The sequence below is a fragment of the Edaphobacter sp. 4G125 genome, from assembly GCF_014274685.1.
Classification (GTDB): Bacteria; Acidobacteriota; Terriglobia; order Terriglobales; family Acidobacteriaceae; genus Edaphobacter.
This window is the reverse complement of the sequence record NZ_CP060393.1, coordinates 822,698-845,154: the sequence shown is the minus strand read 5'-3', so window position 1 is coordinate 845,154 and position 22,457 is coordinate 822,698. Positions and strand designations below refer to the sequence as shown.

Here is a 22,457-nt window from a genome sequence, read left to right as displayed (position 1 = left end):
CTGCCAGCGTTGCTGTATATTCTTGGCTTTCAGGGTTTCTATGACAGAAAAACTATTCCCGACAACCCGCCTCGAAGCCTTCTCGGACGGTGTGCTGGCCGTCGTGATCACTATCATGGTGCTGGAATTGAAGGTGCCGCATCAGGATGGTGTCGCCGGCCTGTTCTCGATCACACCGATTCTGTTCATCTATCTGCTCTCTTTTTCCTTCACAGCGATCTACTGGGTGAACCACCATCACCTGATCCGTCGCGTGGAACAGTGCGACCATCGCGTACTCTATGCAAACTTCACCTATCTCTTTGCGGCGTCGCTGCTTCCCTTCTTTACGGCCTACGTCATCGATAAACATTCGAACTCATTCTCGGTTGCGCTCTATGCTGCATCGATGATCTTTACCGGGTTCTGCTTCTTCCTGCTTCGGCTCGCCATTGAACGACTGCTGCGGCTGTCGGGTGACCTCAGCCGGGAAGATACAGCCACGCAGCGGAAACACATCCTCAGCCTTGTGCTGTATCTTGCATCCATTCCGCTGGCGCACTTTCATCCCTACGTTGCCTTGGGAATCATCACGCTGGTCACCATCATCTGGATCATCCCGACAGCAGCGACCCCTTGCACCGTCTCCGAAGACAATCGATAAAACACTTTTGCTAAAGTGGAGCGAAACCGATTTGAGGTGCTCCTGTGCTACTCCGCTTTCGTCTCGCTTTCTGCATTGTTGCGCTTCTGCTTGCCTCCTCGTCTGCACGTTCACAACAAACCCTTTCGACGGTTCCCCAGCAGCAGCTCGATGTCATCAAAGTTTTGCTGGCACAGGAAGCCGCTTGGAATCGTGGCGACCTCGAAGCCTTCTCGCAAACCTATAAGGACGCCCCGGACACACTCTTCATCTCTTCCACCGTAAATCGTGGCTTCGCCGGGATGCTGGACGCGTATCGTCGGGAGTATCCCACCAGAGCCGCCATGGGAACTCTATCGTTCTCGGGTCTTGAGGTTCGTCCACTCGACGATCGATTCTCTGTGGTCATCGGACATTACTCGTTGGAGCGCAATAAAAAGGATGGCGGAAACGCCCAGGGAATCTTTTCGCTGGTGCTGGAAAAAACTGAGAAGGGGTGGAAGATCATCGTCGACCATACGACAAGTTGATCCAATAGAAAGGCCGCCAGAATCGGCGGCCTTCAGGTCTCTTTTCAACTTCAAAATTACACTGTCATAACTTCCTTTTCCTTCGCTTTGAAGAGATCTTCGATGCGCTTGATCTCGGCGTCGGTCAGCTGCTGCACCTCTTCGTTGGCACGCTTCTCATCATCGGCAGAGATCAGCTTGTCCTTCGCCGCCTTCTTGATCTGGTCGTTGCCGTCACGACGAATGTTGCGGATCGCCGTCTTGTGGTCTTCAAGCGTCTTCTGCAGATGCTTAACCACTTCTTTGCGACGCTCCTCAGTCATCGGCGGAACAGGGACCCGTACAACCGTTCCATCGGACATCGGGTTCAGTCCCGTGCCCGAGGTGCGAATCGCCTTCTCAATGGCCGAGACCATCGCCTTATCGTAGGGCTGGACGAGGATCAGCGTGGGCTCGGGCGTGCTGACCTGACCGAGCTGGGCAACTGGAGTGTCCGTACCGTAGTAGTCCACCTTCACCTGGTCGAGCATGTGAACGTTTGCCCGGCCCGTGCGGGTCGAAACCAGGTGCGCCCGAAAGTCCTCCACCGACTTCTCCATCCTGGACTTCAACTCCTGGTGGGTTCCTTTTAACGCTTCGATGCCTGCCATCGCTGATGCCATATGCTTCCGTCCTCATGCGCTGTTGCGCCAACGAAAATTCTATCGGAAAACCATGGACGAACCGAAGATTCTATGCCCGGCGGCATCGTTTCGATCCCGTTGCCTATTTGCCAGAGCGCCTGCCAGAGTCTACGCTTACCCTCACATATATGACGATCCAGCAGGAAGTTCGCAACCTTCTTCTGCAACTTGGTGTCCCCGCCGATGCCTTCACAAATGGGCCACTGGCGGTCACTTCGCCTGTTACCGGCGAAACCATCGCTTCGGTAAAAACAGCGCCTTCGCCCGAAACCACGATCGCTAATGCGCATAAGGCTTTTCTGGTATGGCGTACTGTGCCTGCACCACGCCGTGGCGAGTTGGTACGACAGCTTGGCGAAGAACTCCGCTCAGAAAAAGATGCCTTAGGCCGCCTCGTCACCCTGGAAGCCGGCAAGATCCTCTCCGAGGGCGTCGGCGAGGTCCAGGAGATGATCGACATCTGCACCTTCGCTGCCGGAATTTCGCGTCAGATCGCCGGCCTTACCCTGCCCTCGGAACGGCCCAACCATCGCATGATGGAGACCTGGCACCCCCTGGGAGTCACAGGAGTGATCTCCGCCTTCAACTTTCCTGTCGCCGTGTGGAGCTGGAATGCTGCCTTGGCTCTGATCTGCGGTAACACCGTCGTGTGGAAACCCTCGGAGAAGACTCCGCTCACGGCGCTTGCAGCCCAGGCAATCTTCGAGCGAGCGGCAGCGAAGATCGGAGCACCCGCGAATCTCTGCTCTCTGCTGATTGGAGAAGTAGCCGCCGGACAGGCGCTCGTCGACTCTCCGCTCGTTCCGCTAGTTTCGGCAACCGGTTCTACTGCGATGGGCCGCGCTGTAGGGCCACGGCTTGCACAGCGCTTTGCGCGCCCAATCCTCGAGCTGGGAGGAAACAACGCGGCAATCGTCTGCCCCTCCGCCGATCTCGATCTCACCTTGCGCGCCGTCGCATTCTCTGCCATGGGAACTGCTGGACAACGTTGCACGACCATGCGCAGGCTGATCGTTCACGATTCCATCTATGATTCGCTCATCTCGAGATTGCAAAAGGTCTACCGCTCGGTCACGATCGGCGACCCCCGCGAGTCGGGAACCCTCGTAGGCCCATTGATCGATCAACGCGCCTACGACTCGATGCAGCAGGCGCTCGACACAGCACGTAGGAGTGGGGCTTCCGTTCATGGCGGCGAACGCGTAGAAATAGCAGGTGCAGAGAAGGCCTTTTACGTCCGTCCAGCACTGGTCGAAGTGGACCAACAAAGCGAAGTCGTTCGTCACGAAACCTTCGCGCCGATCCTCTACATCCTGCGCTATCGCGACTTCAGCGAGGCCATCGCACTGCACAACGATGTCCCCCAGGGCCTCTCCTCCTCGATCTTCACGATGGACATGCGTGAGGCCGAACTCTTTCTCTCGGCCGCCGGTTCTGATTGCGGTATTGCCAACGTAAATATCGGGACCTCAGGCGCAGAGATCGGGGGAGCTTTCGGCGGTGAAAAGGAAACCGGCGGTGGTCGTGAATCCGGCTCCGACGCATGGAAGCAATACATGCGCCGCGCCACCAACACCATCAACTACGGGACAGAGCTTCCGCTAGCTCAAGGCGTCGTCTTCGACATCGATGAATAAAAGCATCGAAGGCTTCCGCGCATCAGAGGAAGCCTTCGTGCTTGCATAGACGACTGTTCTACTCTCTCGCAATGCCCTTGTGTCCCACGAGCCTTCCATCCATATCGGCCAGCACGTATGCCACAACTGAGAGCATGGCTGTATTGCGTTTAAAGGAATCAGGATCGACCTTATCCAGCGTGTCTGCCTCTGTATGGTGCCAGTCGAAGTAGTGATCTCCCACGGTACGGGGGCTGAGCGACGGCACGCCATCGGCAACGATCGGGCCGATATCGGAGCCTCCACCTCCCAGTGAAACGGTATCGGTACCAATTGAGCTCAGCAGCGACACGATATCGCGGAGAGCATCGAAGGATTGTTTCTCCTCCGGCGAGAGCGCGCGTTCATCGAACGCAGGCCGCACAGGTGCCGCTGCCACAGTAGCTCCTGGCGCAGGAGCCTGGGGTCTGCGTGGTCCACCGAAGAATCCGCCGTAGCCGATGCCCAGCGGTTTTTCTACACCGCCGTCGCTTTCGATCGCGGCCACCTGATCGCCGATCTTGTCCCCGATCCACTGCCGATAGGCCCGTCCGCCCGCACCGCCATTCTCCTCATTTACCCAGAAGACAACGCGGATCGTGCGCTTTGGCTTGAGGCCAAGTTTGTGGATCAGTGAAACAGCCTCGAAGGTAGACATGATGCCTCCACCATCATCCTGTGCGCCTTGCCCAACATCCCAGGAGTCGATGTGGCCGCCAAGCACAACCACCTGTTCGGGATGTTCCGAACCGACAATCTCACCAATCACGTTGCCGGCCTTCACCTCCGGCCCCATATGTGCCTCCATCTCGAGATGCACTGTAACGGGACCATCCTTCACAAGCCTCTCAATCAGCAGAGCATCTTCAACCGTGATGGCTGCAGCGGGAATCTTTGGTTGTTTTTCGTCATAACGCAATGTACCTGTATGAGGAATCTGCATAGCGAGCCCTGTCGCCGAACGAACCAACACGGCAGCTGCTCCCTTAGCTGCGGCGCGCGACGGCCCACCCGTGCGATACATCGAACCAACGCCGTACCCATGCCATCCGGGATTGAAAACAACGATCTTGCCTTTGACCTCAGCGTCCGGCAACTTATCCAGCTCCGCGAAATCATGAACAAAAACAACCGGAGCGGTGATCCCTCCTTTAGCTGTACCAACACTCATACCGAGTCCGAGCATGTGCAGTGGCTTGGTGATTGTTTCAGCCTCGCCTTTGTAGGTAATCGTCGCCGACTCATTCCCTCGAACCCAATGCGGCACCATCACGGGCTGAATCTGTACATTTTGAAAGCCGGTCTTCTTCATTAGCTCGGCTCCCCAGGCGACTGCTGTATTGAGCTGCGGCGTACCGCTCAAGCGTTTACCGATGTGATCGGTGAGATATGTTAAGGCGGCATAGCCGTCGTTATCGGCCATCGCAGCCTCAATAATTCTGTCGGCATCGGCCTTGTACTTCGTGGCCAGAGGGCCAGGAATCGCTGTGAGTGGCGCAGGCCGTTCCCCCGGAGCTCCTATCTGAGCCATCCCGCTCTGTGCTGCGAATAGAGCGGCACACATTGCAAGCGCAGCAAAACGCTTCATTAAACACTCTCCACAGATAAATAACGTTCCGCAACGAGCGGGTCGAGAACGAAAGTCGTCCTCATCCCGCTCGCGGCTTATAGCGCTGATCGAAACTAGAAGATGATCTTGCCTGCAAACTGCACGTTGAATGGCTCACCAGAACCAAGCCCCGGAGCTCCCGCATTGTCACCCACCGTCGTAGTGGAACGTCCGAAGTTCGCAGAGTTGTAATTCCCCATCGAACTCGGTGTAGCCAGATTCAGCCGGTTGAAGATGTTGAACATCTCCGCGCGCAACTGCAACTTCACGTTCTCGTGCAAGGTTGTGTTCTTGATCAGCGACGCATCCACAGTTGCAAAACCAGGACCGTAAACGGAGTTCCTCTGCGTCGAGCTGAACGTTCCCGCCGTCGGAAGAGCATAGGACGAAGGGGCGAACCACTGCACAAATCCGGTGCCGCTGGAATTGCGCTGAAAGGAACGATTTACAGAAGAAGAATCGCTCACTTTGGTTACGCGGTCCTGAAACTCGCCTACACCCGAGTTGTTGGCGCTCGTCTTGGGATTGACCGGCTTGCCGGTGTAGAAAGTCATAAAGCTATTGACCTCCCATCCTTGCGTCAATCGCTGAAAATGGCTGCTGAAACTCGGAACTTCATACACGATGTAACCGTTGAAGGTGTGGCGAATGTCAAAGTCCGCGTTCCCATATTCAGCTGCAAGGTTTCGTGAATCCTGTGGAGCAAAACCACGGGTTCCCGAGACGTTATCGAGTGCATGACCGTAGGTGTAAGCTGCTTGTGCCGTCAAACCATGAAAGCCGCTAGTACGAACCATCGCCTGCAGCGAACTGTAGTTCGATCCGGCGCTGGATTCGTACTGGTTGATCGCCGTAAGTGTCGGGAATTTCGAGAAATACGGGCGAGAATATTGTAGGTAGGACACTCCGCACGTTGGTGTAGGAGTGCAAGGCTGCCCAGTCGTCGGACTCACAATTGTATTCGGCGTGCTCGAAAGCGCACCCTGATTGATATCGCGCAGGTTGAAGAGATGACGACCCACCGAGCCGACATAGCCGAGCTGGACGACCGTGTTGCGACTCAACTGATACTCCGTGTTGAGATTGAAATTTTGTATGTAGGCATTTTTGAAGCCTGATGAAACGCTGGAGACACCAAAGGTGGCACCAGACGAAGGAAGGGGGTCGACTCCTGTGATGATCTGGTAGGGAGAAGACTTCGACACCGTAAAGACTGGGTTTGGTCCCGCGTTATTGGCCTGAACGCCAGCCGAAGCCCCATTGCCAGGACGATTATCAAAGAAGCCATTCAGGTTCGGCAGATCGAAGTACAGACCATAGGTCCCGCGAACCACAAATTTGTCTGTCACCTTCTGGCTGAACCCGAAGCGCGGCGAAACATTGGTATAACGACGCGGATAGAGCGTAGCAATATCAGCGCCGACGACGGAATATCCACTCGCGGAGTTTGGGTTGAAGTTCGACAAGCTACCGTTGGTCGCATAGACCGGACCGGAGTAGTCCCAACGAATGCCATAGTTCAACGTCAGGTTGCTGGTAACCTGGTACTGGTCCTGCGCGAAGATGTCCCACTGGTTGACATACAGATCACGCTGCAACTGGCCGCGAGCGATGCTGCCCGAAGATCCATAGCCGGCTAGAAAGTCCGCCAGGGTACGAACGGTGTAGTCCTTCGCTCCGGAGTCCTGTGAAGCATCGTTTGCGTAGGCAGTAGGACCGGTCCCGGTTGCTGGGAGCAACGCCGCCGTAGCCTGTCCGTTGAACGTAAAGTTTCCTCGGATATTGCGTTGGTAAAGCAGGTTGACATAGTTGCGACGGAACTCTCCGCCGAAACGGAACTGGTGCTTGCCGTAAACGTATGTTGCGGTATCCGTGACATGGCCTGTGTAATCCTGGCGGCCCAGCGGAGGAGTAACGCCGACCTGATCGAATGGATTCATCGTAATAGTTGGAGCACCGTAGAGACTGGGCGAGGTCACGCCCGTATTCAACCCGAGTGCAGGAATGTTCTGGTTGTGCACGTTGTCGTTGAAGGTCTGCCCGAAGTAGTTCACTCCCGCGAGCGCCTGGTTCGACAGATGATTGGTGATCATCCAGTTATGCGTTACGGCATAGTTGTGTACATGGGTCGGCGCAAGCTGGTAGTACTCGTAAATATTTGTTCCTGCATTGCCCAGCTGACGCCCCGAGCCAATAAACGCACGCGCCGAGAGAGTCTGTTTGGAGTTGATGTTCCAGTCGATCTTGCCGACAACGTTATCGCTGTAACCATTCTGTGGACGGGGATCGAGAATGTTGTTTGTGGTCGCAGCGCCAGGCTTGTTGCCGTAAGGCCACAGGGCCGTCAGCAGGTTCATCGAAGTCTGGCTCACAGGAACGTTGTGTGCAGCGAGCAGCGTCTTTGCCTTATTAACCCACTGATCGGTCGGCTCTGTCGCAGCCGATTGCGCTCCGATGATGTACTTCTGACGCTCGTAGTTAATGAAGAAAAAGAGCTTGTCGTGAATAATGGGGCCGCCGAGTGAACCTCCCCACTGGTTGTTGCGGATCTTCGGGGTCCGGGCAGTCGGCGCTAGAAACGCGCTCTTCGCCGCGAAGAACTCATTGCGGAAGTAGTAGTAAGCGCTGCCATGAAAGTTATTGGTGCCACTCTTGACCACCATGTTAATCTGGCCGCCGCCGTTGCGTCCCACCTCGGCGTTTCCCTGCGATTGCACGGAGAATTGGTCAATCGCTTCGATCGGCAGCGTAACGCCGGCCACACCGGAGACGCCACCCTGGTTGGAACCCTGCGAGTTATGGAAGATATCGTTGTTGTCGACGCCATCAATCTGCCAGTTGTTCTGGTTGGTGCGGGCACCATTCACTGATCCGGCTCCGTTGTAGCCGGGCGTAATCTTGATAAGCTGCGTGAAATCGCGGCCATTCAGCGGAATATTCGAAACCGCCTTCTCCGGAACCACCGAGGTATTCGTCGTGGAGAGCGTATCGACGGCGATGGCATCCGCGTTAACCTCAACCTGCGTATTCTCGGCAGCGATGCCGAGCTTGATGTCGAGTGCGTACACCTGGCCAGGGCGAACGATAACGTGATCGACCTTGCGGGAAGCGAAACCGGCAAGATTCACCTCGACACTGTAATCGCCGAGCGGAAGGTCTTGAAAGCTGTAGTCTCCCGAACCGGTAGTGACCATCTCACGCTTGAACCCGGTCTCGGTTCCGGTAAGAGAAACTCTCGCATTCGGAATAGCGGCTCCGCTGGAATCCTGAACCGTTCCGGCGATTCCACCCCGGAAGGTCTGGGCGGTCAGGAGCGGAGTCAGCATCAATGCCAACACTATGAAAAAGGAATAGATAGACTTCTGGAACGACCTCATAACAGGACTCTCCTCAATTACGTCTTTTGTTTTGAAAGCAGGATGAGGCTTCAGGGCCTCCAGCTACAGACGCACGGCCCTCAGAACGTGGGAGATTGCTGAGTACATCGTCGAGGATGTACAAAAACCGAGTCGTTGTTCATAAAATGTGTTTTAACCTACCCGTAAAAATTCAGTTTTACAAGACGGTTTGCAAATTTAATTTCTTCGAAGAAAGCTACCGCCTCGATCAGACGCACTATCTTCCGGGCCCTTCTCACCGAAGCAACTGTTCTCCTGCAAGGCATTTGGGACGGTCTTTCGTTTCCGTAAGCAAACTTCCTCTCTCGCTCCAAGACATTTAGCATCAGTAGACAGCGGACTCAGGCGATCGAGTTCGCCCGCATTGTCCTATGTCCATCTCTCCCTCGCTCCGTCTCAAGGCCATCGCTCTCTCTATCGTGTTTACCTTTGCGGGACTGGCTCACAGCCAGGTCCTTGCTCGTCCCGGATGGGCAGGCTCCGGGATCAGCGTCACCTCGTGGTGGAAACATGCCGTGGTGTACAGGGTCGATCCTCGTGGCTTCGGGGGCTTGCACGGCGTTGCAGAGCATCTTGACTATATTCGCTCACTCGGCGCAGATGCCCTGCTGTTGTCCTCGCTGGGAGGAGATGCACAACACGCGATCGATCCCACGCTTGGAACGATGGATGATGTGGACGAGATTGTTCGCCAGGCCAGCCAGTCGAATGTCCGCGTACTGGTCGAACTCGATGCGACCGCTCCTGATATGGCTGCAAGGGCCCACCTATGGCTGGTGCGAGGCGTTGCAGGCTTTTATGCCGCAAAGGCAAACGCAGCTCAGCTTACCGAGATTCGAAACCTGGCCAATAGCTTCGCCGGGCAGCGCATTGTCATCGGTGACCTGGATACAGCGGGAGCACAGAATCTGCCGCAACTCGTTGTGGATGCGAAAGTGGGCATGCAGGAAAAGTTCGTCGCATCGGCAATCCGGCCAGCTCTTGAAGCAACGCAACAGATCGCTGACGAAGGACGCAGCGTTCCTCTGCTGCTCTCCGATGGTCCCACCTTGAAGCGAAGCGTAAGTCGCTATGGCGATGGAACACATGATGTGGAGATCGCAAAATCGATTGCGGCGATGCTGATGACCACACGGGCCGGATCGCTGCTCTTCTATGGCCAGGAGCTTGGCCTCCCGGATGGCACAAAAGAAATATCCTTCGTTACTCCGAAGAAAGGAGAGCAGCCTGCACCGGCCAGCGTTGCGGCAGAGGATACAAATCCGAACTCGCTGTTGAACTGGTATCGGCAGCTAAGTGCACTCGCGCACAGCAACCGCACGATTGGCACAGGAGCCATCACGGTGTTGAACCATGACGACCAGAACGTGCTGGCCTGGGTACGCAGACCTCCCGTTGCCTCACTGGCAACGCCTGCGGTGGTCGTCGTGGAGAATCTCTCGGATCAGCCGGTAACACTGTCGCTCAAGGCAGATATGCAGAAGCTGCGGCTCCGAGGTAGCTTCCTGCGCCCTCTGCTCCGGTCAGACAACGGAATGGGAGCGCTGCACCTGGATGGAATGACGCTTGCACCACATATGGTCTTTATCGGAGAGCTGCGGTACTAAAATCCAGCTTTGGGATTTGATACGAGCAATCGCAAAAGCGAAACATCAGACACTCCACAAGAACCCCAACGGTTCGCTAAGCTGGGACAATGAACTTTGTTAAAAATCAGGAGCCGCAGACCTTTACACCCGAGCCCGGCATGCGCCGGCAGGTTTTAGCAAATACAGACCAGTTGATGCTCGTTCGTCACTTCTTCGATGCCGACTGGGTAGGAGCGCGCCACAGCCATCCCCACCACCAGCTGGTTTATGTCGTTCGAGGAGCCATCCGGGTTGAGGTTGGTGACAAGACCTTCGACGCGCACGCTGGTGACAGCTTTATTGTGGATGGCGGTGTCGAACATCAAGCCCGGGCGTTGGAGCAATCTGAAGTGCTCGATGTCTTTACACCCACCCGCGAGGACTACCGCGAGCTCCTAAAGTAACGTCAATTCGTTCCGTGTCATCCTGAGCGACTCTCCCCCTGAGCTCGTCGAAGGGGAGGAGTCGAAGGATCTCCGGTTTAAGCTTCCGGCTGAGCCGCCCGGCTCTCGATCAGAAAGCGAATGCCATAAACTGCGAGTCCCGCCAATAGGATGATGCCAGCCGTCCTGATCTCGCGCAAAAAGTTTTGCCGCGAAAACAGGATGAAGAGGAATCCTGCGAGCGCGAGGAGAGCAGGAAGTGGATAAAGCGGCATACGGAATCCCCGCAGCTTGCGCTCGCGCCTGTGCTTCGGCAACAGCACCGCCAACCCCTGTAACAGGAACTGGAAGAGAATACGGATGACAACGAGCGCAGTGATAACTTCCTGCAGTCGGAAGACACAGCAGACCATCGTGATCGTGCCCAGCCACAACAGCGCGTGATGCGGTATCCGCAGCTGCGGGTGGATCGCTCCGAACCACTTGGGGAAATTGCCATCGCGTGCCGCGGCAAAGGGGATACGCGATTGCCCGAGTAGCAGCGCGAACACAGAGCACAACGCCGCCACGGCAATGAGCACAACGATGATGGCGGCAGCACTATGTCCGTAGAGCCGCTGCATAAAGACAGCCATCGTGAACATCCGCGCATGGCTATTGCCTGTCTCCTGAGCTAGCTCCTGCCAGGGGAGAACGCCAAGCACGCTGATGTTCATCAGCAGGTAAAGTATGCCAACGATAATCACCGAACCCAGCACGGCGCGCGGAATGGTCTTCTGCGGATCGCGCACTTCGGCGCCCATAAAGCAGGCGCTGTAGTACCCACCGTAGTCATAGGCCGCAACCAGAAGCCCCGCACCGAGTCCCATGAAGAAGGCACTATCCAGCTGGAACGCATTTGCAGGAAAATCGAAGGCGATCTTTGAATCGAAGTGCGTGAAACCCGCGAAGATGATGAACACCAACGTGAAGACCACGGCGATTCCAAGCCAGCGAACAATCTTGTCGATCGAGAGGATGCTGCGATACAACAGCGCAAGCGCGAAGGCGCAGGCTCCCATCGCAATCAGGGTCTGGCCGCTTACAACAATCGGAACCCCTAGAAACTTTGCGGAAACGAGTGGATGTACTGCGTTGGGAACAAAGAAAGTGATGTACTGCGAAAACCCGATGCAGCCCGAAGCAATGGAGAGCGGCGAGCTAAACAGAATCTGCCACGCATAAAGGAACGAAAAGACGCGCCCCAGTTTTCGTTCGCCGTAAAGGTGCTTCAGGTAGGAGTAGGATCCTCCGGCCTCAGGATACGCAGTGCCAAGCTCGCTCCACACCATGCCATCGCAGAGCGAAAGCGCAGCTCCCAGAATCCAGCCGAGCATGGCCTGAGGGCCGCCCATCGCGGCGACAATCAGCGGCAGCGTGACAAAGGGACCAATCCCCACCATGCCAATGACGTTCAATCCAAGCGCAGACATGGTGGAAAGACCACGCTGCAGCTCAGGAGACTTCGTACCTTCCACCTGCATGGATGAATTCGCGCTCATCACACCCGTTCCAATAACGTTTTACATTCTTTCAATATCGCCTGATGCGCTTCTGCAAGACGATTCGATCTTTGTTCTGTCCAGGCTTGATCACTGGCCACAGCTTCGCGCGAGCGAGCAATTTCCGGCTCCAGTGCCTCCGGGGCCGGGCCACCTACAATCTTTCGCACAGCAACAAAGTTCTTCGCGCTGAGCGCAGCACGAATCTGATCGCGCTGGACTGCGTATTTTCCTTCCAGTTCCCGAGCTACAAGATCGGTCATCGCATCAGCATCATAGTTGCCATTCAGCTCACGTACGGCCTTGCTAACGATAGAATGCGCCGAATGAAAGCTCATCCCTGTGGAGCGCACCAGAGTGTCAGCAAGCTCGGTTACAGGAAGAAAATTCCCCTCCGCCGCCGTCGCCATCTTGGCCGTATTCAACTGCGCCGATTGCAGGACTCCTGCCAGCAGGCGAACGCTGCGCTCCGCATCCTCAAAGGCCGTGTAAACCAGCGGCTGAAGATCATCTTCAGCATCGTTCATATCGGCAAAAGGAGTATTGTGCAAACTTCCGACCACACTTTGAGCCTCAAAAAGAGCGCGGCTGGCCAGTACACGGGAGTGCTCCAGCGGCACCGGATTGCGCTTCTGCGGCATAATGCTCGAGATCTGCACATAAGCATCACTCAGGCGAAGATAACCGAACTCCGCGGTACTCCACAGCAGCAGGTCCTGCACGAACCGCCCCAGACTGAGCATTGCAGTGGCCAGGATTCCACAACTCTCGACCACATAATCGGTCGCTGCAATCGCACCATACGAGTTCACCTGCAACCCTTCAAAGCCAAGTAGCTTCTCGGTAAAATTCCGATTGATGGGAAAGCCGGTCGTCGTAATCGCACAGGCCCCCAGCGGATTGCGGTTCACTCGAACATAAGCATTGCGGATACGCTCCGCATCGCGTTCGAGGATCTCGATGTAAGCCATCAGGTAATGACCCAGCGTGGTAGGCTGTGCCGGCTGATTATGCGTATACGCAGGCATCAACGCGGCTCGATGCTCCCAGGCCAGCTCTACCAGCGTGCTGCGAAGCTCCAACAAACCTTCGAAAAGATGAAGTAGATGCTGACGCAGCACCATGCGGTACATCGTCAAGTCGATATCGTTGCGGCTGCGCGCCGTGTGCATCTTGCCCGCGACCTCTTCTCCACAGGCAGCGGCGAACTTTTTCTCGAGATAGAAGAAGAGGTCTTCAAAGCTACCATCGTACTCAGCGCTGCGAATCTCTTCGCGGTCCAGCGCATCAAGCGCACGAATACAGCTGGCGGCCTCCTGATCCGGCATAATCCCCTGGCGGGCCAGCATCAGGGTATGGGCGTACTCGATCTCCAGCAGAGGCTCAAGAAAATACCGCTTTGCATCGGCAAAGACCGGGGCCAGCACAGTATCGCGATAGATCGGCGCTGGAAATTTTGTCGACTGCCCGGAGCTCTTCATCCATCTTCCTCTTGCGTTTCCTGCTTCAAGACAAAAAAGAGGTGGCGCAAACCATTATGGTATCGGTTCGCGCCACCGGGGATTGATTTACCAACGAACTGCAATACCGTACTGCACAATACGTGCTTCCAGCACCGAGCTGCGGTTGGTCGTGATTCCAAGCCCGGTTCCATAGGGACCGCGGGGATCGTTATTCGTCTGTATGACCGCCTGTACCGGTGCAAGGCCAGTCACATTGGTATGGTTGAAGAGATTGTTCGCCTCAAGAATGAACGAGGGCGAGATGCGCTCGAACAACTTGGGGAAGGTGCGCGTAAAGCGTCCGTCGAACTGGTAGACACTGGGAGAGCGAAGCGAGTTTCTTCCGACAAACAGCGGCCGTGTGACCGAAGCGACAGAAGAGTCTCCATTAAGGGAGACATTGGTGATGATGTTCTGCTGGTCGCCGGAGCTAACATTCGCCAGCAGTGCAATCATGTTGTTGTTGGCCAGGGTGTTCCAGAAACCCTTGCGAAGGCTGAACTCCGGCTGCATCACCGCAGTCAGGTTGAAGGCGCTGGGATGGTTAACAATACTGTTGCCGCGATCCCTCTTTCGATTCGTGGTGTCCTGAATGGAAGAGCTCTGCTCAAAGGTATTGACTTCTGGAGCATCCGAGATCGTATGCGACCAGGTATAGTTCGCATTAATCTGGATACCACGCGAGAGGGAGCGCGTGTAGTTCACAATCAACGCGTTGAAGCTGGTGTTCGCTCCCGATTCCACCTGGTTAATCTGGTTGAAGCGGGTATCTAGGCGGGTTGAAGCGTTCGCAACTGAACTGAAGGTCGGACGTCCGTCCGCGAGTTGCCCTGTCGGATTGATGGGATTGATATTGTGCAGATACTGAAGGTTCCGGCCGTTGGTCAGGATGTAACCCAGCATCAGAGTGTCGTAGCGGCTGAACTCATGCGAGAGCTGCATCGTCGCGTTCCACGTGTACTCATTCTTGAACTTCGGCGAAATCGTAGTCACATTCTGAGCTTGAGTGACACCAGTCGTGGAAGGAAGATTCGGGAAGGCGGGAGCACCAGCTGGAACAACTCCGTTCGTAATCGTATAGCTGAAGCTGTTAGTACGGTTTGATCCATCCAGGTTCAGCGCGTTGAACCAGAGGTTCGTTGGCGTCGCCTGGTAGAACATACCCGCGGAAGCCTTCAGCACCGTATGGTCATCCAGCTGGTACGAGAAGCCGAGTCGCGGTGAGAAATTCGTGTTCGGCGTGTTGAAGCTGCGCGAATTGACGAAAGGAGCATTCGGATTCGCCTGCGGTCCCTTGAAGCGATCATAGCGGGCGCCATAGATCATGGTTATGCGCGGGGTAATGCGCCACGTGTCCTGAATATATGTCCCAAAGAACATCGAGGCGTAGCCAACACCGTTTTTGTCCTGCTGACTGTCGAATTGGCTGTAGGCATATGGATTAGTTCCGTTTTTCGCCAGAAGATAGTTCGCCAGAGAGGTAAAGGTGTACCGGTTGTAGCTCACCAGCCGCTGACGATTGATCAATTGAGAAATATTGAATCCTCCCTTGATCGTATGGGCCCCGCGAATGTAGGTAATGTTGTCGCTGCCATTGGGGACCTTATCGGTGTACTGGTCGCCTCCACTGTACGAAGCGCCAATGTTAGCAACACCAGAAATCACGACCGCCGGATCTTTCCCACCCTGGGGCCCCGCAAAGTGCGAGTTATTACGGAAAGGCCAGGAGAAGCGAAGCTCGTTCAGCAGGTGATCGTTAAAGGTCGTAGTCAGCTGCATCCCAATCACGTGCGCACGATCGAGGAAGTCTACTCCCGTGCTCCGCGCATTCAAGCCACCGACCTGAGTGTTGTAGGGGAAGTCGTTCTTGAAGTAGTTGTAGCGGATAAACAACGAATTCTTCTTGTTGATGGTCCAGTCGCCGCGTCCCATCACGAAGTTGCCGTGCAACAGGCCGGGAGCGGCAGCCACCTGATCGGCAGGCAGTCCCAACGCTGCAATGTTGGCAGCAGTAATCGTCACAGGCGCAGGTTGTCCGCGAGTGACATGCTCATAAGCGCCGAAGAAGAACAGCTTGTCCTTGATAGCCGGACCGCCAGCATTGACGGAGAAGTCCTGAAGCTGCAAATTCGGCTTGGCCTTCGTTTTATCCGCAAAGAAGGGATACGCAGTCGCATCCTGCCAACGACGAAGCCACTGGAACAGGCCATGGAAGTTATTGGTTCCGCTGTTCGAGATAACGTTATAAACGTTGCCCGAAGTCCATCCAAATTCCGGAGAAAAGCTGTTCGAGACCGTCTGGACTTCTTTCACAAAGATGTTGCCGATGGGGAACAGACGTAGACCGATACGGTCGCTCTGCGTATTCACCATGCCGTCCATCTGGTAGTTGATGCGGTCCAGCAAACCATTCGTATTCAGCGTGCGAGGAATGCCAAGTTCTTGATTGGGATGTCCGCTCACGCCGGGCTGGAAGAGGATGAAGTTGTATGGGTTCCTCGAGGTCAAAGGAAGATTTTCAATCTCGCGCGAGTCTAGCGTGCGCTGCACATTCAGCGTCGAGGGATCGATGTTAGTGGCCGTAGCTGTTACCTCGATCTGCTCACTCGCGCTGCCTACGACCAGGGAGCTATCCAGCGTGGCTTCCTTACCAGCCGACAATGCAATCTGCTCATAGTGCGCGGTCGAGAAACCGTCCTTGCTAATGGAAACGCTATAGGTTCCCAGCGGAAGGTTCGGCATGACGAAGTAACCATCTCCCTCCGTCGTCGACGTCCTGGTGTATCCCAACGCGGCGTTGTTGATCGTAATGGTTGCCCCGGCAATGGAGGCCCCGCTCGCGTCGGTTACATGTCCGCGAATCGTACCGTTAATGGATTGGGACTGACCCCGCGCCACTGGCGGCGCGATCAGAACAGGGAGCCCCGCCAAAAGCGCGGCCCCGAGAAGTGAGGTTCGAATACTGCGGTAAGTCAACAAAATGGCCTCCTGGGACGCGAAAGAGAAATCTCCAAAACAGAAAACGAATTCGTTTCGCAAATACCGAGCGGAACGAAAACTTCCTAAAATCTATTTAAGAAGTTCGGAAGGTGGCTTCACGATAGTGAATCATTACAGTACTGTCAATAAAATTTTGAATCCTGATTATTCCAGCAGATGGACCTCGGTGGCTGCCAGGCTAAGGTAAATTGCGCCATAAAGCTGGGCTTGCGTCCCCAACGAACTCGACCGGACCTGCGGCTTGGCGAATTCATTGCGGGCTAGAAGCCTTTCCGTACATCGACAAAGCTCCGGGTGCGAGCCCACTCCGCCCCCTAGAATCACAACTTCAGGATCAATCGACAGCGCAAGATCCACAATGCAATCCGCCAGGATTTGCGCGGTATATTCCACGATTTGCGCAGCCTGCCGGTCGCCATCGACAGCCAGATCAAAAACCTCAGTTGCACGCAACTTTGCTAACTCTCCTACGGAAGCCTGCCCCACGCGGCTCAACAAGCTCTTCCACTCCGCTTCAATCCCCAACCCGCCAATCGACCGCTCCATCTGCCCCGGAGAATGCACCTCCAGTGCCTGGCGCGAATGGCCGCTCACCGCGGCATAACCGATCTCACCAGCACTCCAGTTCGCTCCATGGTGCAATCGCCCACGCAAAAAGATTCCCGCGCCTACGCCCGTCCCCAGGGCAACAAAGAGAAAATCTTCGATACCCGAGGCAGAGCCCTTCCAGTGCTCGCCCACGGCTGCAAGGTTCGTATCGTTCTCGATCGTGGCCCGTATTCCTAATTCGCGCTCGATCATGGCGCGTAGCGGAACATTGTTCCAATCCCGAAGATTGGGAGCTGAGATGACGACTCCCGAATCTACATTCGTGATACCCGGCGCCCCTACCGTGATATGAAGAACCTTCTTGAGCGAGGTGGATGCCTCCTGGCACATGATCTTCAGTCCATCGTGGACCAACGAGCAGACAGCCTTGGGAGTTCTCTGCTGGTCTGTAAACTGCGTAGCCCATTGCGTCACAATGCGGCCGTTCAAGTCCGCCAGCACCATCCGAAGCCGCGTTCCGCCAATATCCACTCCAGCAACATAGCCGTGGGTCGCATTAAAGCGCAGCATCTCCGGAGGACGACCACCGCTCGACTCTCCATCTCCGAGATTTTCAACCAGATCCAAAGATTCTAGATACGCTACTGCGCTGGATACCGTTGGCGCGCTCAAGCCGGAGAGACGAACGAGATCGGCCTTCGAACAAGGACTGTGCTCCCGTAACAATCGCAGAAGTCCACGTGCATTCACCTGGCGAAGATGCGACGGCCGTGAAGGTTGCACAGCGGAATCGGCAGAGGACTGAACTGAAGTAGAAGATGAGAATCGCATGAGGTCGTCTGTCGAGACATCATAACCTAAATTTCTTAATAATCTTTACAAAGTTTACTGTAGCTGATATCCATTTCATCCATACAGGAAAACGCCTTCTGTTCTGCGCCGGAAATTTCCGGAATCTGACGGCGGGGTTTTCGCACCAAAAAGAGATGTCATTCAAGGAGCCCTTTTGCCCATGAGACCTGATCTCCGTCGCGGGACCATTGCCACGCTTCTCACGCTCTCGCTTGTCATGGAGGGAGCAGTTGCAGTGGCCCAGCAGCACGAGCCGCCTGCCCGCTATCAATCTGCCTATGCCCGACCGCTGCCAATCGATCGCGGTTCCGTGGGGCTCTCCCAGACCCTGCAGAAACTGCACACCCGTGCGTCGCTCGCGATGGTCACCGCGCATCCCGACGATGAAGACGGTGGCATGCTCACTTACCAGAGCCGTGGGCAGGGAGTCGACACTACACTTCTTACTCTCAATCGTGGCGAAGGAGGACAGAATGTCATGACCTCCGACTACTGGGACCAGCTTGGCACACTCCGCACCCAGGAGTTGCTCGCCGCCGGAAACTACTACGGCGTACACCAGTATTGGACCCGCGTCGCCGACTTCGGCTTCTCCAAGAGCATCGAAGAGGCCCTCAAGACCTGGGGCGAAGATCGCGTCCTTTATGACGCCGTACGTGTCATCCGTATGCAACGCCCGCTCGTCGTCACCAGCGTCTTCGCTGGCAATGTCTCCGATGGACACGGTCACCATCAGGTCGCCGGCTACACCGCACAACGTGTCTACGCGATGGCCGGTGATCCCAAGGTCTTCCCCGATCAGATCAAGGCCGGCCTCCTTCCCTGGACTCCGCTCAAGGTCTATGCCCGCGTCCCCTTCGCCCGCGTAACCGAAAAAGGTATCTACGACTACGCAACTGGGCACTGGGAGCCCGTCCGCTTCCGCAACTACGTCACCAACACCTGGATTGAAGGCGTTCCCTCCACCACCCTGGAGATCCCTAGCGGAACCTACAATCCCATGCTCGGCTTCTCCTATCTCCAGACCTCTCGCGAGGGCTTGAACCAGCAGAAGACCCAGATGGGCGGCATCGCAATTCCGCTTCCCCGCCCCGTCACGACTCCGTATCACCTCTATGCCTCTCGCGTCCCTTCGTCAGAGCATGAGAAGAGCTTTTTCGATGGAATCGACATCACACTGGCTGGAATCGCCTCCTATGCTCCCAAGGCCGAGCAGGCATCCTGGCGCGAGAAGCTCAATGCGCTGAATGAGACCGTTGACTCCGCGCTCTCCTCTTTCAACGCAGAGAAGCCTGCGGCAATCGCCCCGACCCTTGCCAAAGGACTCGCACAGACCAACGCTCTTCTTGATGAGGTCGCCAAAAGCAAGCTCTCTGCTGAAGCTCGCTACAACATGACCCACGAGCTGCGCATCAAACAGCAGCAGTTCAACCTTGCGCTTGAGCAGTCGCTTGGTCTAACTCTTCTCTCGAACACCAGTGATGGCGCTCCCAGCAGCGGCCGCATGGGACCGATGGGAGATATGTCCACCCAGATCCCAACCTCGCAAACGGTCGTTCCTGGCGACAAGATCACTGTTGCCGTCCATGTTGCAAACCAGGGAACCGAACCGGTCTCTCTCTCTGCGATAGACGTTGTCTCCCAGGCTGGCCAGGGCTTTACGATCAATCCGCAATCTTCGTCCACCGGCGAGCTTGCCCCTGGCGCTGCGCGCGACGAATCCTTCAACGTCGTTGTCCCGAGCTCGGCCGAACTCACCAAGCCTTACTTTAGCCGCCCCAACCTCGAGCAGCCCTACTATAACCTCGACGATCCTCGTTATCTCAACCTTCCCACCCGCCCCTATCCGCTGCTTGCAACCGCGACGGTTACATATCATGATGTCGCCATCAAGCTCACCGGCGTCGTCCAGACTGTTCACCGCATCAACGGTGAAGGACCCGTTCTCGAGCCCCTGCTCATCGCGCCGGCCATCTCTCTCTCCGTCTCTCCCTATGCTGGCATCGTCCCCATCAACGATGGAGACCTCGACCTGCACGTCTCCTTGCACAGCTCCATCAAAGGCCCAGCCAAGGGGACCGTTCGGCTCGATCTGCCCCAGGGCTGGAAATCCACTCCCGAGGTCGCGAACTTCTCCACCATGCGCGAAGGCGAAGACCAGAACCTTACTTTCAAGGTCCAGCCTGAGCGCGTCGAGGCCAAACCATACACCATCACTGCGGTTGCCGAGTTCAATGGAGAGAAGTTCACCCAGGGATTCCAGACCGTCGGCTACCCTGGCCTGCGGCCCTATCCGCACTATCGGCCAGCCACCTATCGCACCACTGGCGTTGACGTAAAGACTGCATCAGACCTGCGCATCGGCTACATTATGGGCACCGGTGACGATGTTGCCACTTCCCTTGCAGACATCGGCATCCACCCCACGATGCTTTCGGCTGGTGAGATTGCTTCGGCAGACCTCTCGAAGTATGACGCCATCATCCTCGGCATTCGCGCCTATGCTGCACGGCCTGAACTGAAGACCTTCAACAATCGTCTTCTCGATTACGCAAAAAATGGCGGCACTGTCATCGTCCAATACCAAACCCAGGAGTACGACCACGACTACGGCCCTTATCCGCTGACGCTCTCCAGCGATCCCGAGAAGGTGGTCGAAGAGGACAACAAGGTCACCATCCTTGCCCCCAACGATCCCGTCCTCAACTGGCCCAACAAGATCACCACTGCCGACTTCAACGATTGGGTCGAAGAGCGTGGTCACGGCTTCATGCGGAAGTGGGACTCGCACTACATCGCTCTGACCGAGATGCACGATACCGATCAGGACCCCCAGAAGGGCGGGCTGCTCTACGCCCGTTATGGCAAAGGGGCCTATGTCTACATGGCATACGCCTTCTTCCGCCAGATGCCCGATGGCGTTCCCGGTTCTTTCCGCATCATGGCCAACCTGATCAGCATGGGCAAGAACCCAGGTCTTGCTCTGGGCAAGGATGCGGCTCCTGCTTCAGCGTCAGGAAATTAACTCCTTCTCCACGGCGGTGCGGGAGGAAACTCCTGCACCGCATTTTTTTTGAACGCATCTTCTTTACCGATACGCGGTCTTTGATCAGCTTCGGTCTTTCTCCAACTCAATCTTCGCAACGTCGTCTTTCTTCGCTGTGTCCTCACCAAAGAAATGAATCCCATTCCGCCCCCTGTCTTTAATCACGTACATGGCGGCATCGGCATTTCTGTAAAGTTCCTCCTCTTCCTGAGCAAAGTCCGGGAAGATACAAACACCCACGCTGACCGTGATATGGATCTCGCGTTCACCAATCACCGCCGACTGAGCTGCATTCTTCACAATCTCAAAACCACAACGTCTGACGTCTTCAATATTCTTGAAATCCGGCATCACGATCACAAACTCATCGCCGCCCATGCGGGCCACCGTATCAGTCTCCCGGACAGAGGACATCAATCTCTCCCCCATGACGACGAGTAAAGCATCTCCATCCGCATGACCGAGAGAATCATTGATCTGCTTGAAATGATCGATATCCAGCACAAAAAATGCGACCCTGTGACGATACCGGCGGGCTCGCAGAACGGCCTGGTGCAGGCGGTCCTGCAACAGGGTGCGGTTGGCCAGGCCAGTCAATTGATCATGGTGGGCCAGATGCTGAACGTGGTCCACCATGAGTTTGCTCTCCGTCACATCACGACTCGTAATCGCGATTCCGCTACCGAGCTTCACCACTTGGATATTCAGCCAGGTGGCTTTAATCCTCTCGTCGTCGATAAAGACCTCACAGGCCAACGGAACGCCAGTCCGAACCACCTCTTTGTACTTTTCAATCAACCCCGAAGTCATCATGTAAGGACGAACTTCGGTAAGAATCTTTCCCAACAGCTTCTCGCGCCTCGTGTTCAATCGGCGTTCTGCGTTGGGATTGATATAGCTGAAGCGAAAGTCAACAATCTCGCCCGAGGCATCCGCGATACCGTCGAAGATATAGAAGTCGTCGAGGCTGCTCTCGACAGAAGCAAGAAATCGGGCGTGCTCCTTTTGCACCAGCATCGCACTCTCTTTCATATTCCTCAGCTCAGAAAAAACAGCCATGACTCCCACAGCAAGAGGAATCGCGCTCAACAGCTGAATCCATGCCATCCTGTGCGGAAGCGGAGCCGGATGGAACACCGAGAGAGCAATACCGATAAACCGCTCCATGGCAAAAAAGAGAACCAAAAGAAAGAGGGAATATCGAGTAAAGACCAGTGGAAGATTCGTGCTGGATAAGCTTGCAATTCTCCACATCCAGACCAGGCAGGCCATACAGGCCACCCATACAACACCATCCATTGCAAACTGCTGGCCAACGATGTTGTGCCATCCGAACTTAATCTGCAGGACCAGCCGATCAAGGGGATAAAACAGGAGGAGAAGCGCCGTTATAACAAACAGGAAGAACACGGCTGCCTGTCGTCGCTCCGAAAAATTATGTATCTTTCTCACGAAAATGCCCTATCGTGTTTTTGCATTT

The 22,457-nt window shown here is 55.6% G+C and carries 14 protein-coding genes; 6 read left to right on the top strand and 8 right to left on the bottom strand.

What is annotated here, in order from left to right; genetic code table 11:
- Window positions 1-40 precede the first annotated feature (40 nt).
- A complete protein-coding gene (locus H7846_RS03445; RefSeq protein WP_186695142.1) occupies window positions 41-643 on the top strand; it encodes a TMEM175 family protein in 603 nt (200 codons plus the stop codon).
- 44 nt (window positions 644-687) lie between these two features.
- The gene (locus tag H7846_RS03440; RefSeq protein ID WP_186695141.1) at window positions 688-1,152 is read left to right on the top strand and encodes a YybH family protein; all 465 of its coding nucleotides are present in this window, start codon (window positions 688-690) and stop codon (window positions 1,150-1,152) included.
- Window positions 1,153-1,208: 56 nt separating this feature from the next.
- On the opposite strand, the gene frr is transcribed toward H7846_RS03440, so the two are convergent.
- Window positions 1,209-1,793 (bottom strand): ribosome recycling factor, encoded by a 585-nt coding sequence (frr, locus tag H7846_RS03435; protein ID WP_186695140.1) that lies wholly within the window; start codon window positions 1,791-1,793, stop codon window positions 1,209-1,211.
- 149 nt (window positions 1,794-1,942) lie between these two features.
- On the opposite strand from frr, the gene amaB reads away from it, so the two are divergent.
- Window positions 1,943-3,451 (top strand): L-piperidine-6-carboxylate dehydrogenase, encoded by a 1,509-nt coding sequence (gene amaB / locus H7846_RS03430; protein ID WP_186695139.1) that lies wholly within the window; start codon window positions 1,943-1,945, stop codon window positions 3,449-3,451.
- 58 nt (window positions 3,452-3,509) lie between these two features.
- Here amaB and H7846_RS03425 read toward each other — a convergent pair whose 3' ends face one another.
- Together H7846_RS03425 and H7846_RS03420 are read right to left on the bottom strand one after the other, a co-directional pair.
- Window positions 3,510-5,057, bottom strand: a complete 1,548-nt coding sequence (locus H7846_RS03425; RefSeq protein ID WP_186695138.1) for a M20/M25/M40 family metallo-hydrolase — start codon at window positions 5,055-5,057, stop codon at window positions 3,510-3,512.
- A gap of 95 nt (window positions 5,058-5,152) precedes the next feature.
- Complete coding sequence (locus H7846_RS03420; protein WP_186695137.1) at window positions 5,153-8,455, bottom strand: TonB-dependent receptor; 3,303 nt, start codon at window positions 8,453-8,455, stop codon at window positions 5,153-5,155.
- Between the two features lie 392 nt (window positions 8,456-8,847).
- Between H7846_RS03420 and H7846_RS03415 the strand changes: the two genes are divergently transcribed.
- Both H7846_RS03415 and H7846_RS03410 read left to right on the top strand, forming a co-directional pair.
- A complete protein-coding gene (locus H7846_RS03415; RefSeq protein WP_186695136.1) occupies window positions 8,848-10,083 on the top strand; it encodes an alpha-amylase family glycosyl hydrolase in 1,236 nt (411 codons plus the stop codon).
- Between the two features lie 89 nt (window positions 10,084-10,172).
- Window positions 10,173-10,508 (top strand): cupin domain-containing protein, encoded by a 336-nt coding sequence (locus H7846_RS03410; RefSeq protein ID WP_186695135.1) that lies wholly within the window; start codon window positions 10,173-10,175, stop codon window positions 10,506-10,508.
- 77 nt (window positions 10,509-10,585) lie between these two features.
- On the opposite strand, the gene H7846_RS03405 is transcribed toward H7846_RS03410, so the two are convergent.
- The 4 genes from H7846_RS03405 to H7846_RS03390 all read right to left on the bottom strand — a co-directional run bounded on the left by H7846_RS03405 (window position 10,586) and on the right by H7846_RS03390 (window position 17,910).
- Window positions 10,586-12,028, bottom strand: a complete 1,443-nt coding sequence (locus H7846_RS03405; protein WP_255460822.1) for an APC family permease — start codon at window positions 12,026-12,028, stop codon at window positions 10,586-10,588.
- The gene (argH, locus tag H7846_RS03400) at window positions 12,028-13,509 is read right to left on the bottom strand and encodes an argininosuccinate lyase (protein WP_186695134.1); all 1,482 of its coding nucleotides are present in this window, start codon (window positions 13,507-13,509) and stop codon (window positions 12,028-12,030) included. Before argH ends, H7846_RS03405 begins: the two co-directional genes overlap by 1 nt.
- Before the next feature lie 87 nt (window positions 13,510-13,596).
- Window positions 13,597-16,506: a TonB-dependent receptor gene (locus tag H7846_RS03395; RefSeq protein WP_186695133.1), complete on the bottom strand. Its 2,910-nt coding sequence runs from the start codon at window positions 16,504-16,506 to the stop codon at window positions 13,597-13,599.
- Window positions 16,507-16,674: 168 nt separating this feature from the next.
- Complete coding sequence (locus tag H7846_RS03390; RefSeq protein ID WP_186695132.1) at window positions 16,675-17,910, bottom strand: ROK family transcriptional regulator; 1,236 nt, start codon at window positions 17,908-17,910, stop codon at window positions 16,675-16,677.
- Between the two features lie 181 nt (window positions 17,911-18,091).
- Here H7846_RS03390 and H7846_RS03385 point away from each other — a divergent pair, with 181 nt between their 5' ends.
- On the top strand, window positions 18,092-20,956 hold the full coding sequence (locus H7846_RS03385; protein WP_186695131.1) for a PIG-L family deacetylase: 2,865 nt from the start codon (window positions 18,092-18,094) through the stop codon (window positions 20,954-20,956).
- A gap of 84 nt (window positions 20,957-21,040) precedes the next feature.
- On the opposite strand, the gene H7846_RS03380 is transcribed toward H7846_RS03385, so the two are convergent.
- Window positions 21,041-22,429 (bottom strand): diguanylate cyclase domain-containing protein, encoded by a 1,389-nt coding sequence (locus H7846_RS03380; RefSeq protein ID WP_186695130.1) that lies wholly within the window; start codon window positions 22,427-22,429, stop codon window positions 21,041-21,043.
- Between the last annotated feature and the right edge of the window lie 28 nt (window positions 22,430-22,457).

Bases quoted from the DNA above. Each gene is read 5' to 3' on its own strand.
- H7846_RS03445 (WP_186695142.1), top strand. From the start codon at position 41: ATGACAGAAAAACTATTCCCGACAACCCGCCTCGAAGCCTTCTCGGAC.
- frr (WP_186695140.1), bottom strand. From the start codon at position 1,793: ATGGCATCAGCGATGGCAGGCATCGAAGCGTTAAAAGGAACCCACCAG.
- amaB (WP_186695139.1), top strand. From the start codon at position 1,943: ATGACGATCCAGCAGGAAGTTCGCAACCTTCTTCTGCAACTTGGTGTC.
- H7846_RS03425 (WP_186695138.1), bottom strand. From the start codon at position 5,057: ATGAAGCGTTTTGCTGCGCTTGCAATGTGTGCCGCTCTATTCGCAGCA.
- H7846_RS03420 (WP_186695137.1), bottom strand. From the start codon at position 8,455: ATGAGGTCGTTCCAGAAGTCTATCTATTCCTTTTTCATAGTGTTGGCA.
- H7846_RS03415 (WP_186695136.1), top strand. From the start codon at position 8,848: ATGTCCATCTCTCCCTCGCTCCGTCTCAAGGCCATCGCTCTCTCTATC.
- H7846_RS03410 (WP_186695135.1), top strand. From the start codon at position 10,173: ATGAACTTTGTTAAAAATCAGGAGCCGCAGACCTTTACACCCGAGCCC.
- H7846_RS03405 (WP_255460822.1), bottom strand. From the start codon at position 12,028: ATGAGCGCGAATTCATCCATGCAGGTGGAAGGTACGAAGTCTCCTGAG.
- argH (WP_186695134.1), bottom strand. From the start codon at position 13,509: ATGAAGAGCTCCGGGCAGTCGACAAAATTTCCAGCGCCGATCTATCGC.
- H7846_RS03390 (WP_186695132.1), bottom strand. From the start codon at position 17,910: ATGCGATTCTCATCTTCTACTTCAGTTCAGTCCTCTGCCGATTCCGCT.
- H7846_RS03385 (WP_186695131.1), top strand. From the start codon at position 18,092: ATGAGACCTGATCTCCGTCGCGGGACCATTGCCACGCTTCTCACGCTC.